Origin of the sequence: Microcoleus sp. PH2017_34_RAT_O_A (genome assembly GCF_020737885.1) — a bacterium.
Taxonomy (GTDB): Bacteria; Cyanobacteriota; Cyanobacteriia; order Cyanobacteriales; family Microcoleaceae; genus Microcoleus.
In genome coordinates this window covers 21839-37388 of record NZ_JAEQDD010000010.1, presented here as the reverse complement: position 1 = coordinate 37388, position 15550 = coordinate 21839, and the positions used below count along the sequence as shown (strand labels likewise).

At 42.7% G+C, this 15550-nt stretch carries 9 protein-coding genes; 4 read left to right on the top strand and 5 right to left on the bottom strand.

From position 1 onward, the window contains the following. Positions 1–365: 365 nt before the first annotated feature. Both JGK11_RS05590 and JGK11_RS05585 read right to left on the bottom strand, forming a co-directional pair. A complete protein-coding gene (locus JGK11_RS05590; protein WP_293210908.1) occupies positions 366–6086 on the bottom strand; it encodes a VWD domain-containing protein in 5721 nt (1906 codons plus the stop codon). A gap of 372 nt (positions 6087–6458) precedes the next feature. Continuing rightward, complete coding sequence (locus tag JGK11_RS05585; RefSeq protein ID WP_293210905.1) at positions 6459–6686, bottom strand: hypothetical protein; 228 nt, start codon at positions 6684–6686, stop codon at positions 6459–6461. A 327-nt stretch (positions 6687–7013) separates the two neighbouring features. Between JGK11_RS05585 and JGK11_RS05580 the strand changes: the two genes are divergently transcribed. Continuing rightward, on the top strand, positions 7014–9293 hold the full coding sequence (locus JGK11_RS05580; RefSeq protein WP_293210903.1) for a tetratricopeptide repeat protein: 2280 nt from the start codon (positions 7014–7016) through the stop codon (positions 9291–9293). 353 nt (positions 9294–9646) lie between these two features. Beyond that, complete coding sequence (glgA, locus tag JGK11_RS05575) at positions 9647–11074, top strand: glycogen synthase GlgA (RefSeq protein ID WP_293177010.1); 1428 nt, start codon at positions 9647–9649, stop codon at positions 11072–11074. 173 nt (positions 11075–11247) lie between these two features. Here glgA and JGK11_RS05570 read toward each other — a convergent pair whose 3' ends face one another. Then, the gene (locus tag JGK11_RS05570) at positions 11248–11676 is read right to left on the bottom strand and encodes a DUF1824 family protein (RefSeq protein ID WP_293210901.1); all 429 of its coding nucleotides are present in this window, start codon (positions 11674–11676) and stop codon (positions 11248–11250) included. Positions 11677–12078: 402 nt separating this feature from the next. Between JGK11_RS05570 and JGK11_RS05565 the strand changes: the two genes are divergently transcribed. Beyond that, the gene (locus tag JGK11_RS05565) at positions 12079–13014 is read left to right on the top strand and encodes a polysaccharide deacetylase family protein (protein WP_293146205.1); all 936 of its coding nucleotides are present in this window, start codon (positions 12079–12081) and stop codon (positions 13012–13014) included. Between the two features lie 217 nt (positions 13015–13231). Here JGK11_RS05565 and rnc read toward each other — a convergent pair whose 3' ends face one another. Further along, on the bottom strand, positions 13232–13945 hold the full coding sequence (rnc, locus tag JGK11_RS05560) for a ribonuclease III (protein WP_293210899.1): 714 nt from the start codon (positions 13943–13945) through the stop codon (positions 13232–13234). 150 nt (positions 13946–14095) lie between these two features. Next, the gene (locus JGK11_RS05555) at positions 14096–14593 is read right to left on the bottom strand and encodes an NYN domain-containing protein (protein ID WP_293197174.1); all 498 of its coding nucleotides are present in this window, start codon (positions 14591–14593) and stop codon (positions 14096–14098) included. 745 nt (positions 14594–15338) lie between these two features. Here JGK11_RS05555 and JGK11_RS05550 point away from each other — a divergent pair. Beyond that, complete coding sequence (locus tag JGK11_RS05550; RefSeq protein ID WP_325314842.1) at positions 15339–15482, top strand: chlorophyll a/b-binding protein; 144 nt, start codon at positions 15339–15341, stop codon at positions 15480–15482. The last annotated feature ends 68 nt before the right edge of the window (positions 15483–15550 follow it).

Genomic DNA, 15550 nt, shown 5'->3' with positions numbered 1-15550 from the left:
AGTCTTTTTCTAGTTGTCTTGGGTATAGTTGGCTTGTGCAAGAAATAAAGATTTATCATCTTGTAATAAAAACTTGAGCAAATACTGAGTTATTTTGGCCTCAGCAATAATGGTATCATCAGGTAGTTTCACTTACTTGATTTTGTAAGATTAGTATAGTCAATTTAAAATTATATATTATTTTCAGATTTTACAGGCCTGTAGGGGCGGGTTCGCCTAGATATTTGACACCCATCGACAAATTATCTAAACCCGCCCCAACCCAACCCAGAAATCAAAAATAAATTCAATTTAAAGTCAATCGGGGTTATTGATGGGGTCGGGCGGGTTTACAAAAATTATCTGTGGGTGACAGAATCGATCGGTTAACCCGCCCCTACAAATTTGAAATAATTACCAGTCAAACTCAAATTTGCACCTCCTTGGAGAATACTAATCAATTCATTTTGAGCCGAATCTTTGCGGTAAATTGCCGTACCAGTTTGGTTGGCTTGCGAGAAAGGAACTAACAGGTAATCATCCGCTTTACCCTGCAATTGAATACTATCTTCACTGGCATTAAAATCAGTAATCAGCGCGTAGTCACTATCGCCGTTATCGTAGTAAGTGTTATTGACATCTCCCAAGACGAAAATATCGCTCCCACCTCCACCAGTTAAAGTGTCAATTTCCTCAATTCCGGGGTTAATGGCATTGATGTCAACTCCCGTGAGGATATCATTACCATTGTCGCCTTTAAGTACATCATTGCCAAGTCCGCCGACAAGGGTATCATTGCCATCTCCACCTATTAGGATATCTTGCCCTTTTCCACCATCTAAGTAGTCATCATTGAGATTTCCCGATAACACATCTTGACCTGAATTGCCAAAGATTTTATCATTTCCTTGTTGACCGGAAATCGTGTCATCTGCTTGGGTTCCATTGATAATATCATCTTGAACCGTGCCTTGCAAACCATTATTCGGGTTAGCAAAACCGAAACCTCGACTACCAAAAACGGCATAACTCTTGCCGGGAGAATCTTGAAATAAACTGCCAGGTGCGCCAACGATTATATCGTCGATGCCATCGCCGTTAATATCTCCCCCACCGCTGACAGCAGTGCCAACTAAACCATCGGTTTCTACTCCATTTAAAACTAAGGCATTCTTACCGTTGGCTTGTCCTAAATTGAAATTAGCTGGAAATTCCTTTTTCCCAAAAATTACAAAGGTTTTGCCTGCATTGTTTTTGCTGTCAGAGTTGGCGCTGGAGGCTCCGATCAACAAGTCGTCAAACCCGTCTTTGTTGATATCTCCGGCATAGCTAAGGGCATTTCCGGCAGATGCTTCTGGATCGAAACCAGAAATTATAAAGCCGTTACTGCCGTTCAAGTCAGCCGGGTTGACAATGACAGGAAATGCTGCTTTTTTGCCAAAAATTACGTAGGTTTTGCCTGCGTTAATTCGATCGCCCACTGTCGCACCTGGAGCTCCAATTACCAAGTCTTTATTGCCGTCACCGTTAATATCTCCTGTGGCGGTAAGGGCAATTCCAGAACGTTCTTGGGGAGTGAGACCGGCGATGACAAATCCGGTAGTTCCATTTAATTCTGGGACGTTGACGCTACCAGTAAATCCTCCTGGTTGACCGAATATAACGTAGGTTTTGCCTGCATTAATGCCGCCACTGGTGTTGCCGCCATCTGCACCAATTACGAGGTCTGGGATGCCGTCGCCGTTGATATCGCCGCTGCTGGCAGTACCGCTAGAATTGCCGTCAATGCCGTTAATAACAAAGCCGTTGTTGTTGTTAATTTCAGCTAGGTTTAAGTTAGCAGAAAAACCTGTGGTGCGGCCGTAGATGACGTAGCTTTTACCGGGTGTGCCACCGAGGGGGCCGGGTGCGCTGATGAGTATGTCGTCAATGCGATCGCCATTAATATCGCTAATGCCAGTGGCAAAGAGGCCGGCGTAGTCAAAGGTGTTGGTTCCTGTGACGGCAAAACCATTATTTCCGTTCAAATTAGCGAGGTTGAAGTTAGCAGGAAATCCTTGGTTTGTGCCGAAGACAATGTAAGTTTTTCCGGCATTATTTTGACCGTTGACAGTAGCACCGAAGGCACCAATAATAAAGTCTTTGATGCCGTCGCCGTTGATATCGCCGGCACTGCTGACTGTGCCGCCGCTGAAACCTTCGGCATCGGTGCCGTTGAGGGTGAAACCATTTTGACCGTTGAGTTGGGAAAGATTGACGCTGGCGGGGAATTTTTGATTGCCAAAGATGACTTGACTTTTGCCTGCGGCGTTGACGTTATTGGGGTCGGCACCGAACGATCCGACTATGATATCGTCTATTTTGTCGCCGTTGATATCTCCGGTTTTGCTAACAGCAACTCCTGAGAAGTTACCTGCTTCTGTGCCGTTGAGGACGAAGCCGTTATTGCCGGAAAGGTTGTCAAGTTTGAGGCTGTTGATGTTGATATTAACGGTGGCAGCTTGTATTTGTTTGCCGTCTGTTAGGAGGTAGTTAAATTTATCGGTGCCGGTGAAGTCTAGCGGTGGGGTGTAGGTGAGTTTGTCATCGCTTTTATTGTCTGGGGTGTTGTTGTTGTCGAGGGTGATGATGCCTCCAGCAAGGGATTTTGTGTTGAATTCTTTGATGGAGAGGGGGTCTTTTGCGGTGGTATCGTTGGCTAGGACATCGATTTTTGTGGCTGTGTTGACGGTGGTGGTGGAAAAGTCGCTGTTGGCGGTGAATGGAAGGGCGATCGCAAGTATGCTATCTGGATCGGGTGCGTTGAGTGCTTCCTCAAGAATGTCAGGATCGAAGTTAGTGAGTACGAGGTCGATGATAGCAGCTTCGCGGGTGGTGGGATTTTTGATGCGATCGCCTATTAGTTGTTCGGCTTTTGCAACATCGGCGGGGGTTAAGTCGGAGATTTTAACTTTCTGGCGGGGGTAATTTTTCAGAGTAAAGGTGTTGGTATTTTCACCTGATTTGTAGTCGAATAAGGATTCAGCTTGATTGACTCGCCAGCTATCAGCATATTCGCCGTAAAGTTGACTGGGAGAAACTGATCCTGTCAATACAGTTCCGTCGCGTTTTGCTAGATCATCTTTGGGGTTTTTGTTGAAATTGCCGAGTAGTCCTTTGACGTTGCCTTCCCGTTCATCTTTTAAGTAAACCTCGACATTGACGCGACTTCCTACCTTTGCAACTAATTGATCGCCTGTAGGATAAACAACGGTATAGGTGTTCCCTTCACGATAGATGCGACCCTCTCCAATGGCAAGTGCATCATCGTTGGCAATTTGGGTTGGTTGACCATCAATTAAAAGTCCTTGGTCTTTGTAAATTCCTATGCGTTTTCCACCTAAAACTGTTGCTACGGCAGTGTTATCAGAAACGTTGCTGCGGGGATTGTTGCCAATAGGTTGTTGTCGGACTTGGATTTTTAGGTCGCCTGTTGTTGATTCGATTAAGGTGAATTCTCCGGCAGCTTGGAAGTCGTGATATTGTTTGTCGATGGTGACGATGCGGGGATCGTTGAAGGTTTTGCCTCCATTTTTGGGCTGTTCGGGTTTTTTGTCGTTGTCGATGATGATACCTGTTGCATCTATTGTAGTAACAGGATCTTTTGTAGCGAAACTTGAACCGTCCTGTTTTTTGAGAGTAACTTTAAAGGTTTTATTTGATTCCGGCTTATCGTTTCCAACTGTTGGTACAGTAACGTCAACACTGACTTGTCCCGCAGGAATTGTTACTGTTGTTTGACCAGGGGAATAGTCTTTGCCTTTTTTAGCTGTTTTATCTTCATATTCGAGTACCAAAGTTACTGCTTCATTTGACGGTTCACGGCGGGATACTGTGAATACTAGGTTTTTTCCCTCATCTGCACTCGCATCTGAGATAGAAAATGGCAAATTGTAGGGAATTTGGTACTCAACTTCAACAATTGTATTTTTGGTTCCATTGGGGTTGCCATCATCTTTTTCGGTAGCAGAAGCAAGTGTAGTAATATCAATCGCTTTCAAAACCTTAAACAGAGGGTCTGGATCGCCATCCTTAACTTTAGGACTACCGACCAGAGATAATAGCTCAGGTTTGGCAATAGAACCTTTTAGTAACTCTCCTTGAAAAAGAGGACCCAATGAAAGACTCGAATTCAGTCCCAATGCTTGTGCCTGTACTGCCAATTGAAAAGCTTTGTAATCAAGAGAACCCTGAAGAGCAGGACTAATATAGTTTTTGACATCTCCTGCTAGCTCATACTTTGCTTTTACTTTTACGACTCCAGAACCTTGAGAAGGAGCATTGAATTCAAATACTGGTTGATTTGAACCATCAAAACTTTGTGGTTTTTGAAATGGCTGACCATCTACTGACATTGTTACTTCTACTTGACCAGGATCGAAAATAAAATCTTGTTGGAAAGCAAGTCCTACATTTGCTTTAATATCAACGAGATCGCCATTAGCTGAGACTCTCACTCTTTCTTGATCTGAGTTTTTTTGTGCAACATTTTTTATTGTTTCACGTAGTTGTGCTGAATTGTTGGCAACGTCAGTTTCAAATTGGGCTTTTTGCACATTTTCCTGTGCTTGCTGTACCTCTGGAGCTGAACCTGATGTTGTTTGTAGATTATTTAACCTACTCTGTGCATTTTGTAAATTCTGTTGTGCTTGGTTTGCATTTTCTTTTGCCAGTTCTGCTTTTCCATCTTCTTCTGCAAAACTAGGAATATTGATTTCAAAGCCGAGACCCTTTAATTCAACACCTGAAAGCTTTCCTCCTATACTTGCCGCCTTATACCCAGGAATTAAATTCAAAAGCCATTCGTCTAAATCAAATTCTGCTTTCACAAAATTATTAGTTGTTGCCCTAGCTGCAATATCGGGTAACTTCGTATTGCTGGTGTCACGAGGTACTGGCTGGAACTTTTCTTCATCACCAAATGCGGGTTTTTCAATTTTGACATCACCAAGACCTAGACTCTTAAGCAGTCTATTTGCTTCAGAAGTAAGAAAAGTATCTACATCTAAATTTATCTCTGCTTTTCCAATATTGTAATCAATTCCTCCATCTATATTCTTCGGTTTTAACAATGGTGGAGTTAGGGTAAAATTATTCAATTTAACCTTTCCTACGTTCAACTCTAACTTTATTCCTGCATTGGGCAATTCAAAACCTTTGGACTTGGGATTGAATGATGCAGACGAGCTTTTATTGATATCATCAAGTCTGATGGAAAACTTTTCGCCTGAGTTAACTTGTTTTGGTATTTGAACTGTTAGATCCACAGGATAGTCAAACCCAGCATTTCCGAAGGTATTTAAAGAAGCAAAAACAGAAAAGTTTAAGCTAGCATCTACCTCCCGATCATACTTCAGAAAACCTAAATCAACATTTTGAACTGGGAAACTAAATTTTCCTTCTTTGTCTCCGTCAATAATTTTTTTCTCAAATGGCTCGTTACTAAATATTCCTGTTCCCCAATCTTTAATCTCTCCAGCAAAAAAGTCCAGTTTATCTGTTTGACTCGTCGTCTCAGCCTGCTCGATCGCCCTCAATTCCCCATCCAAAACCACCACCGCAGAATCATCCTCACCCTTCAACCCCGCCAATTCCCCCTGACTCAACGCCTTACCTTGAACCAAATCCGAAAAAATCTCCCCCTCATCCCCGATCGCATCTACACTATTAATCTGCGAATCAACAAAATGCCCAAACTCTTCCAGCAAAACACCCGCAACAGCCGTAACATTCCCCGCATTTTTGGCAACAAATTCCCGCGACAGATAAATCTTCCCAGTCGCAGCCGCAAACGCACCCAAAGCACCATTAATCTCAGCTTCGGAACGAATTTCAATCTCTGGAAATTCGCTAAAATCTCCCTGTGCCCAAGCTGATGCTAACTTGACTGCTTTCTCAACATCAAAGCTATTGCCGAATGCTACCTGCATCTTGGCCAGAAAATCTGGAGTTGTCGCAAAACTGCTGAGGGAATTCTGCGCGATCGCACTTCCCATACTCAAAGCGCCATCCTCAACACCCGTACCCACTTCAGTACCGAAAAACTCATCATCTGTTAGCCATTTCATAATCCGATCTCCTCAAAAAAACTATTTGTTTGCCAAAAAACAAAAAGCCGGAGAAGCGGCGATCGCACATAATGCGAAATCACCACTTCCCCAGCCCCGCGAAACTCACATCCGTCCCGAACTAGGTTTTGTGTTTATTTAATTGATTCAAACTTTTAAGACCGCCAGCCATCGCAGCCGTGCAGCGTAGATACACTTAGGCTTTATTCACCTTGACAAAATAACATACACCATTCTCGTCTGTTTGTCAATATCCTACAGGGACTTATATCAATTTCGGTTACACTGGAATGATAGGTCGGAGACTGCACGTGCCGTCTCCCTACCCCAAAATAATATTGTAGGGACACGGCACTGCCGTGTCCTAATTTCTTATTCCTTGGAATTCCACTCCCTAACATCTGCATCGGTAATATAGTGCCGATAATAAGTTGAACCCTTCACCGTCACTTGAATCTTACCTTTACCCTTTTCCACCCTCTCACTCTCAATCGTCACCTTGCCAAACCCTGTTTCTTTCCAAGTCTCATACAAAATGTCCTCAATTCGATCGAAAACCCGATCGATCGGATTCTCTCTGCTTTCTGGCAGTGCTGCCATATCTTTTACTCCCCCATGGGACTTGACACGGTTTGCATCCGAACTATCCGAATCCATCGCATCCGACAAAAACTCCATACTTCTCAGCTCCAAAATGGTATTTGCAAAAATTTAATTATTGAATAACTTTTAACCCGTAACTTAGTGTAAAATCAATAAACATTCAAAACTCACAATTGTGCAGTCACAGGCAGCAGTCACCAACCTCTGACATTTCGCAGCCCAACGCGATCGCACTTAAGACATCACACTTTTTCAAACATCCCAGGGGTTAGCCACCCCTAAATACACCACCATATCGCACTTGTACCCATAGGCAAACCACCCATGAATCAAGCAGAATTTATCACCATTTACAATAATTTAGGCAACAAATGCAAGCAAGTTTTGAAGCAAAAACTAGCTGGAACACCAAATAAACAAATCATCAAAATTATCCCTATTAAATCAGAAGCAACTGTACGCCAACATTTGACAACAGCATATCAAGCATTTGGCTTAGGAGACGACAAGCGCTCTAGCTGGTCAGATTTGCAGTCATTGTTTTTTCAATTCATGCCCGAATTAATCCCAACGAAACTAGAACCACAACCATTAAATTCTCGCTGGGTAGAACGAACTTCAGATATTACTAAACTCCAAAAATGGACATCAGAAAATTTCAAAATTTTGATAGTAGTAGGAGAAGGCGGCATCGGCAAAACTACCTTAGCACAGCAATACTTGGCCAGTTGCCAATTTGAAAAAATCTTAGATATGAAAATTGCCCTAACTCCCGAAAACTTGCGGAGTGCCGATTCATTTGTGCAGACTTGGCTGCAACAAGATTTTCAAGAAGATGCACCCAGAGATTTTAGCCTTAGTTTAAACTTACTAGAAAAAAAATTGCGTCTAATCAAAGTTGCAATTTTCATAGATAACTTAGAGCCTGCTTTACGCAACGGTATGTTTTTACCTGAATACCGCAATTATGTAGAATTGCTGCGGGTACTCAGCGATCCAAGAATCAAAGGAGTCACGCTGATCACCAGTAGAGAAAAATTAAAAGAACCTGACATCAGAGGTGTTCAAACTCACACTTTAACAGGCTTGAGTCCAGAAGCATGGCAACAATATTTTGAATATCCCAAAACTTCAGAAGATTTACAATCTCTGCAAGAAATGCACGCACTCTATAAAGGCAATGCTCTGGCAATGGAAGTGCTGTATAATGATATTCAAAATAATTATGATGGAGATATTGCCGAAGCTTGGCAACAAAACCGCCAAGAATTACAGCAGCTAGATCCATTTTCGTTTCTTATCAACAATCAATTAAATCGCCTCAATGCTCACTCTCATCAAGCTTACCGTTTGCTATGTCGTTTGGGAGCTTGTCGGTATCAAGAAATTGAATGGTTGCCAGATACTTGCATCAAAGCTTTGCTGTGGGATGTGACACCAGCAGAACAATTGAAAGTAACGCGGCGGTTGTGTGACTATTCCTTGCTACAATTACATCGGGGTAAATACCGAATGCACCCAGCAATTCGGGCGGCGGGTTTGAATCAGTTGCAAAAGAGCAGCGAATGGGAGCAAACTCAAAGGGCGATCGCACAACATTGGTTTTCTAGTGTAGAACACATTCAATCCCCTCAATTAGGTTTGCAAGTTTTAGAAGCTTATTATCATTTCCGAGAAATTGAAGATTATGATTCAGCTTGGGATGTATTGTGCCGTCCTGCTATACCTATTTTACCAGAAGAATTATTTCTATATTTTTTATCTTGGGGATACATCAGCCAAACACTAGAATTAGCAGAAAAACTGGTAAATCGAGTTTCGCCTAACCGGGAGGCAAGTCTGTATCGCTGCATCGGTGACTGTCACGCCTATCTACTAGCGGATGGTTTTGAAGTAGCTTTAGAATATCACCGCCAAGCTCAATTTGCTGCTAAGCGTGAAGGCGATAAATGGACAGAATTTAACTCTTTTAGTGATATGGGTTTGTGCTATATTGCTGCTGGTGAATACGAGTTAGGATTAGCGATTTATCAGGCCAAACTTAATCTAGCTTTATCTCCTGTATCTCCTGCAATTCAATCTCGGCTAAATAGTTGCTATTGCGAAGTTGCTCTGTTGCACTCTTATTTAGGACAAGCGAGTGAGGCGAAAGCAGCATTGAAAGAAGCTACAAGACACTTGCAACAACCTTTAGAAAGTGTTCCGCCTTGGCAAGCTTGCTGGGATTTGAATATGGCTGGTTTAGCTCAAAAACATATTGGCGAGTACGAACAAGCTAAGCAAACTTTAGAGCAAGTTGTGGCGATCGCACAAAATTGCAACTTTACATCAGACATCGCCCGTGCCTGGTATATTTTAGGTGACGTTTTTCGAGAAAGTAATGATTTTTCAGCGTCTTTGAAATATCAAAACCAAGCTATTGAATTTTATACCAAAATTGGTGCTAAGTACGAATTAGGGATTAGCAATTATTACATTGGCTTGACATATCGCGACTTGGGACAGTTAGAAATAGCGGCAAAACATTGGCAAAAAGCTATTAAAATATTCGAGGCAATGAAAAGTCCTAAGCAAGTGAATAAAGTTCTCGATTGTCTAAAATAATTTGAGACTTGAGATTTAAAATTAACTCTAAAAAAGATTTGAAATTTGAGATTTGAGATTTACTCCACAGCCTGTACTGGCAGCTTTAACTAATACCTATTATGAAACATCTTGCCACCTATAGATTCTACGCGAGCATCTTTATGCACTGAGGCTAAGCCGTGTCCCGCGCGGGTAGCTTAAAGAAACCGGGTTTCTGGGTTAGGACTTACTCTTGTAGAGACACCGATTTATAACGTCTCGCCACACAGCAACTCAGATTTATACTTGTTTTTTGCACGGCACGTTAACATTGTGCCGCTACCCATTTAAACTTGATCTAGCCTAACTATCCCAAGGAACACAAAAAAATAATGCGAATTTTATTTGTATCCGCCGAAGCGGCACCCCTAGCCAAAGTGGGCGGTATGGGCGATGTCGTCGGCGCTTTGCCTAAATTTCTGCGCCGCATGGGTCACGATGTCCGCATCTTCATGCCCTACTACGGCTTCGTCCCCGACAAAATGGACGTTCCCAAAAAACCTGTTTGGAATGGGGCGGCCATGTTCCAAAGCTTCTCCGTCTTTGAAACTCTTTTGCCGGGAACCGATGTACCTTTATACTTATTGCAACATCCATCTTTCTTACCACGCCGGGTTTACGGCGGCGTCGATGAAGATTGGCGGTTCACTTTCTTTGCCAATGCTGCCGCTGAATTTGCCTGGAATCACTGGAAACCACAAATTATGCACTGTCACGACTGGCATACGGGGATGATACCTGTTTGGATGAAGCAAGACCCCGATATCAGCACAGTTTTTACTATTCACAATTTAGCTTATCAAGGGCCGTGGCGCTGGCGTTTGGATCAGATGACTTGGTGCCCTTGGTATATGCAAGGTCACAATACAATGGCTGCGGCTGTACAGTTTGCCGATCGCGTAAATACAGTTTCGCCCACCTACGCCGAACAAATCAAAACCCCAGCCTATGGGGAAACTTTGGAAGGTTTGCTATCTTTCCTCGGCGGCAAAGTATCAGGTATTTTGAACGGAATTGATACAGAATCTTACAACCCAGAAACTGACAAGTACCTCCACCAACAATTCAGTGTTGATACTATTGACAAGCGCCCAGTTAACAAAATTGCGCTGCAAGAAGAAGTCGGTTTGGAAGTGAATAAAAATGCCCTGTTAATCGGCATGGTGACGCGGCTAGTAGAACAGAAGGGGCTGGATTTGATCATTCAAATGCTCGATCGCTTCATGGCCTATACCGACGCTCAGTTTATTGTACTCGGAACTGGCGATCGCTACTACGAAACCCAACTCTGGCAAATGACCGCCCGCTATCCCGGCCGAATGTCCACCCAATTACTCTACAACGACGCCCTCTCCCGCCGCATTTACGCAGGCTGCGACACCTTCCTGATGCCCAGCCGTTTCGAGCCCTGCGGCATCAGCCAAATGCTCGCCCTCCGCTACGGTTGCGTCCCAATGGTGCGCCGCACCGGCGGTTTAGTCGATACTGTATCTCACAACGACCCGATTAATGATACCGGCACAGGTTACTGTTTCGATCGCTACGAACCCCTCGACTTATTCACCTGCATGATCCGAACATGGGAAGGTTTCCGCTACAAAGATAAGTGGAAAGAACTGCAAAAGCGCGGCATGAAAGAAGATTTTGGCTGGGACATTTCTGCCAGAAAATATGTCAACTTGTACAGCGAAATTCTCGGCATCTCACCAGACGAAATCGCACCGGAACCGGAAACCGAATTAATCATTGGTAAAGGTTAATCTCTTTCTTTGTAGGGTGCGTCAGGCGTTATTGTCGCTTTAATGAGTAGGATATTTGCTGACGCACCCTACAGTAACTGTAATAGTGAAGTTGATTCACGTCCGCATCATCACCAATTACCAATTACCAATTACCAATGCCCAATGCCCAATGCCCAATGCCCAATTCCCAATTAATCAACAAATACATCCAAAGGTAAATGACCGTAAGTCCCGCTAACTCCACCTTCTTCAGAAGATTGGCACGATACTAACACGCCCCGATAAGTTCCAGGATAGCCATCAACATAATACGAACCCTTCAAAGTATTGAACTTAATATAAACCGAACCACTAAATGCAGCAAAAGCACTTGGATCTAAAACAGCATCATATCCCAAAGCCTTCAAATAAGTTGCTAAAGCTGCAAAACCCTCATCCGTCGAAGTCGCGCAAACTCCAAGCATTTGGTAATCCGACAAACTTGCTACCAGCAAAATCGCTTCACGCAGCGCCTGTTTTTCCAGTGGCGATGCTACAGATTGCATATCCAGACAAGTAAAATCCTTGAGGATTTGCTGTGCTGCTTCTACAGTTAGGGTAGTCGGGTTGTGAGTAGACATCAATTGCTCTGATATTTCCAAAAAGTACGATCGACACTCGGGTATTCGTCAGTCGATTTTAGATTTTAGATTTTAGATTTTAGATTGACTCCATAGATGAATCTGGGAGATCCAACCAAAGTCTAAATTTGGGGAATCTTTACGACTCCTGTCAAGGGCTTGCATCCCTATCCAGGTGAGGTCAACGGATTTCTGCCATTGCAACCCTCGATCGACAGCCGTAACACTCGCGCCAGCCCCGATTATAACGCATTTTGGGTTCTCGGAAGCATTTTGGGCGATCGGCTTACGGCATCCACACTCTACCTAGATTCCAAAGAAATACCAAAAAAAATGTCAAGTTAGCTGAATTTGCCTCTATTAATGGTAGAGGTAAAAAGCACACAACTTGGTAAAGAAAGTATGAGCTTCGAGCAATTGTTAGAAAACATAAAATTCCTGGAAAATTTTCTTTTTAGACTGCTACACAAAGTCAAACTGATTTACTTATTGGTGATATTTGCCATCAGTATAGGTATTTCTGGCTGGACAGTAGAATCTAACTTCACCAGAATCCCTATAATCGGTTTTCACAACATTGTAGACACTCGCAATCCCGCCGACTTACCACCTCGGAGGCTCGCTTTTCCCACTAACTACACCAAACAAGACTTGTCAGTATTTTTAGAATATCTAATTAAAGAAAACTATTGGTTTTTATCATCTCAAGACTTGTACGTATACTTTATTGACAAGTCGCAGCCAATACCCGCTAAAAATCTCGGTCAAAAACCAATCATGATAACCTTTGACGACGGCTACAAAGGCGTTCATGAAAATGCACTTCCAATATTAGAAAAGTTGTCTGTAACCAACAAAGAAAAGGGTAAATTTGTGTTATTTGTCAACCCTCACTTTTTAGGTATTGATATGGGCAAAGATTTTTTAGCACACACTACTTGCAACGATTTAAGAGATGGATATCAAAAAGGTTTTTATGACATTCAGTCACACGGTTTTACTCACAAAGACTTAACTAAGGTGAGCGGAAAAGAATTAGAATTTGAAATTGCAAAATCTAAGTTAGAGTTGAGAAAATGTCTGGGGGATTTAGACAAAAATAAAGTTATCGGCGCTCACATCGCCTATCCCTACGGCGCATCAGACTCGGAAGTGGAAGATATTTTGCCTAAATATCATTTAAGTGGCTTTTTGTACAATGACCATTTATTTAGAGTAAACCGACTGGAAAATAACTACCGCATCTCTCGCATCACTGTCGATAAAAATACGTCGCCTACAGATTTAATTAGGATAGCCAAAAGAGCTTCTACTTTGAGAAAGAAAGAGTGGCTTTAGGCAGCATTTCGGGTTTTTATATCTCTTTGATTGGGCGAGTTGATGTATCCCCAGAGCCACTGAGGCGCGCGTCTATTGTGTCATCTGGAAAACAAACTATAGCGGTTCTTAATCGTGGTTAGGTATCCCCGATGCCCTGTTTGGCCGATGCCCCATGCCCATGAGTACCTCATCTTTCTGAGAAAGGCTATAGTAGTTTTTATCGGTGTTTTCACGTTTAGATCAGTCCGCGTTTTTTAAGCTTTGCTAACGCATCTTCAGCCGCATTTTTCTCAGCATCTTTCTTGCTTTTGCCTTTACCTTCTCCATAGGATTTGTCTCCAACATAAACTTTAGCGAGAAATTCGGGCTGATGGGGCGTTCCTCCTGCTTGGACTGTCACGTATTTGGGCGGAGTCGTGTCACCGTTGGCTTGTACCCATTCTTGAAAGCGGTTTTTCGAGTCTACAGTCGATCGCGTTTCCACCACATTGTCGGGAACAGAATCAAACATTTGCCACACAAACTCGCGAACTTTGTCCATATCTTCCGTGTCGAGATAGTAAGCGCCAATGAATGCTTCAAAGGTGCTGCTGAGCAAATTTGGATTAGTAATTCCACCTTCTCGATAAGCTCCTTTGCCGAGCCGCATTTTTAAGTCTAAACTGATTTCAGTAGCAAATCTGGCTAATTGTTTTTCATCTACCAATGCAGAACGTCGGCGAGTCATTTGATCTTCTCCCATTTCTGGGTGACGCTGATAGAGATATTCGCCGCTGAGAAATGTCAGCAAAGCATCGCCGAGAAATTCTAAGCGTTCGTTGTCTGCTTCGCGGAATGTGGGGTTTTCGTTGACGTAGGAACGGTGGGTTAGTGCTTGGCGCAGCAGTTTTTCATTGTTGAATTGGGGAATCGTTATTTGGAGTTCTTGTGTTTGATTAGTTGATGGCATGGGAGTTTGATAATTGTTATTGATTTTGGAGTTTCTTGTTGTTATGTTGGCGGACATGAAAGAGCCGCAGATGGCGGTTGGTTTGGAGAATTTAGTTTATCAAATAAACTAGATTTTTGCTATCTGCGGCGGGGTAAATGTCGAGGTTGTTTATGCTGTGACTTTGTAAGTCTCGATCGACTTTGGCAATTCATCGATCAAGTAAAATCTATCTGCAAGCTTTTTGAGATTGTGACTATCATTACCTTTGCGGGCAACAATTATTACCTTCTTCCCCTTTTCATGCAGCTTCTGAATCAAAATCTCACCGTAGCCGTCTCCAGAGACAATAATAAATGTGTGTGGGTATAGGCTACTTGAAGCCTCACTAAAGCAGTCTGCTGACAAATGAAAGTCTACAGCATTTTTAATGTTTTGGGATACATGAAAACATTCAAAATTTTGAGAGCGCAAATTTACTTGTGCTGCCTTATTTTGTTGTTGCCAATTATCGTAAACTTTGCGGTTAACTACATATCCAAATTTATTAGCCAAGAGCAATAAATCTGGGGATAGTTTTAAGGTTGGGATGTTTTGATAATCCCAATAAATGGAAACTAAAGCTTGCTGTTGGTAGATTAATCCATTTGAGGTTCGATGAGTGTCCATTTGAGTAATTCCTAAAATTTGGTGGGCTGGACAGCCTCGACATATCACGCATCTAGCATTAATGGAGTGTTGTCTGTGGATTTGCTCAAAAATGAACATCTCGGCACAAGACAATCTGTTACCATAAAACACTTTGATTTTGTAGGGATTTGATTAGCGTCTTAGCTACAGGGTTGATAGAACTGTAACGAGCTTAGTAGCAGCCCGTTGAAGGGAAATCTAACTCTATAATGTTTCGATTTATGTCAAGCTTGTATTAACTTGTTAAAACGACATTAGACTTAATTTCCGCTCAACGGGATTCTAGAAACTTGCTACAGTTCTATCAACCGTGCAGCTAAGACGACTCAATCAACATTCCTTAATTTTGAATGCGATATTTAGTTTTAGCTCTGCCTTTAATCTAGCTTTTTGAATTTTTGATGTCAAGTATTTAGTAAAAATTATTTTTCTGACATTCTTAGACCTCTGAGCAATATTTTCGTGAACCTGACACCGATCGCAAGTTACGCGCTTGCGACAAGAGTGAAACCCCGTTTCTACGAGATTTGGCGACTACTCACAGAACATATCGGGAGAAACCCGGTTTCTCACCCCCGTGCGATCGCCCACAAGCCCCTCTACACGTCGATTCATCCTGCTGACAAGCAGCATTTGAAAAATAAATGTAAAAATATGTTGCAATGTTTCTTTCGCTATGTTAAGTTTAGTTACATAAGGTTGAAATACAACGAGGTTTATGGTCATGGAAAACAAAGACGCAAAAGTAGGCTTCACCGAGTTCGCTGAAACCTGGAACGGTCGTTTGGCAATGCTAGGCTTTGCGATCGGCTTAGCTACCGAATTCCTCACCGGTCAAGGCATTCTCTCTCAAATCGGTTTGATGTAATCAGCTTAACTCCATACAAGAGCTGTAATTTGTGGGGGCGATCGACCCCCTTACAAGTGCGATCGCCC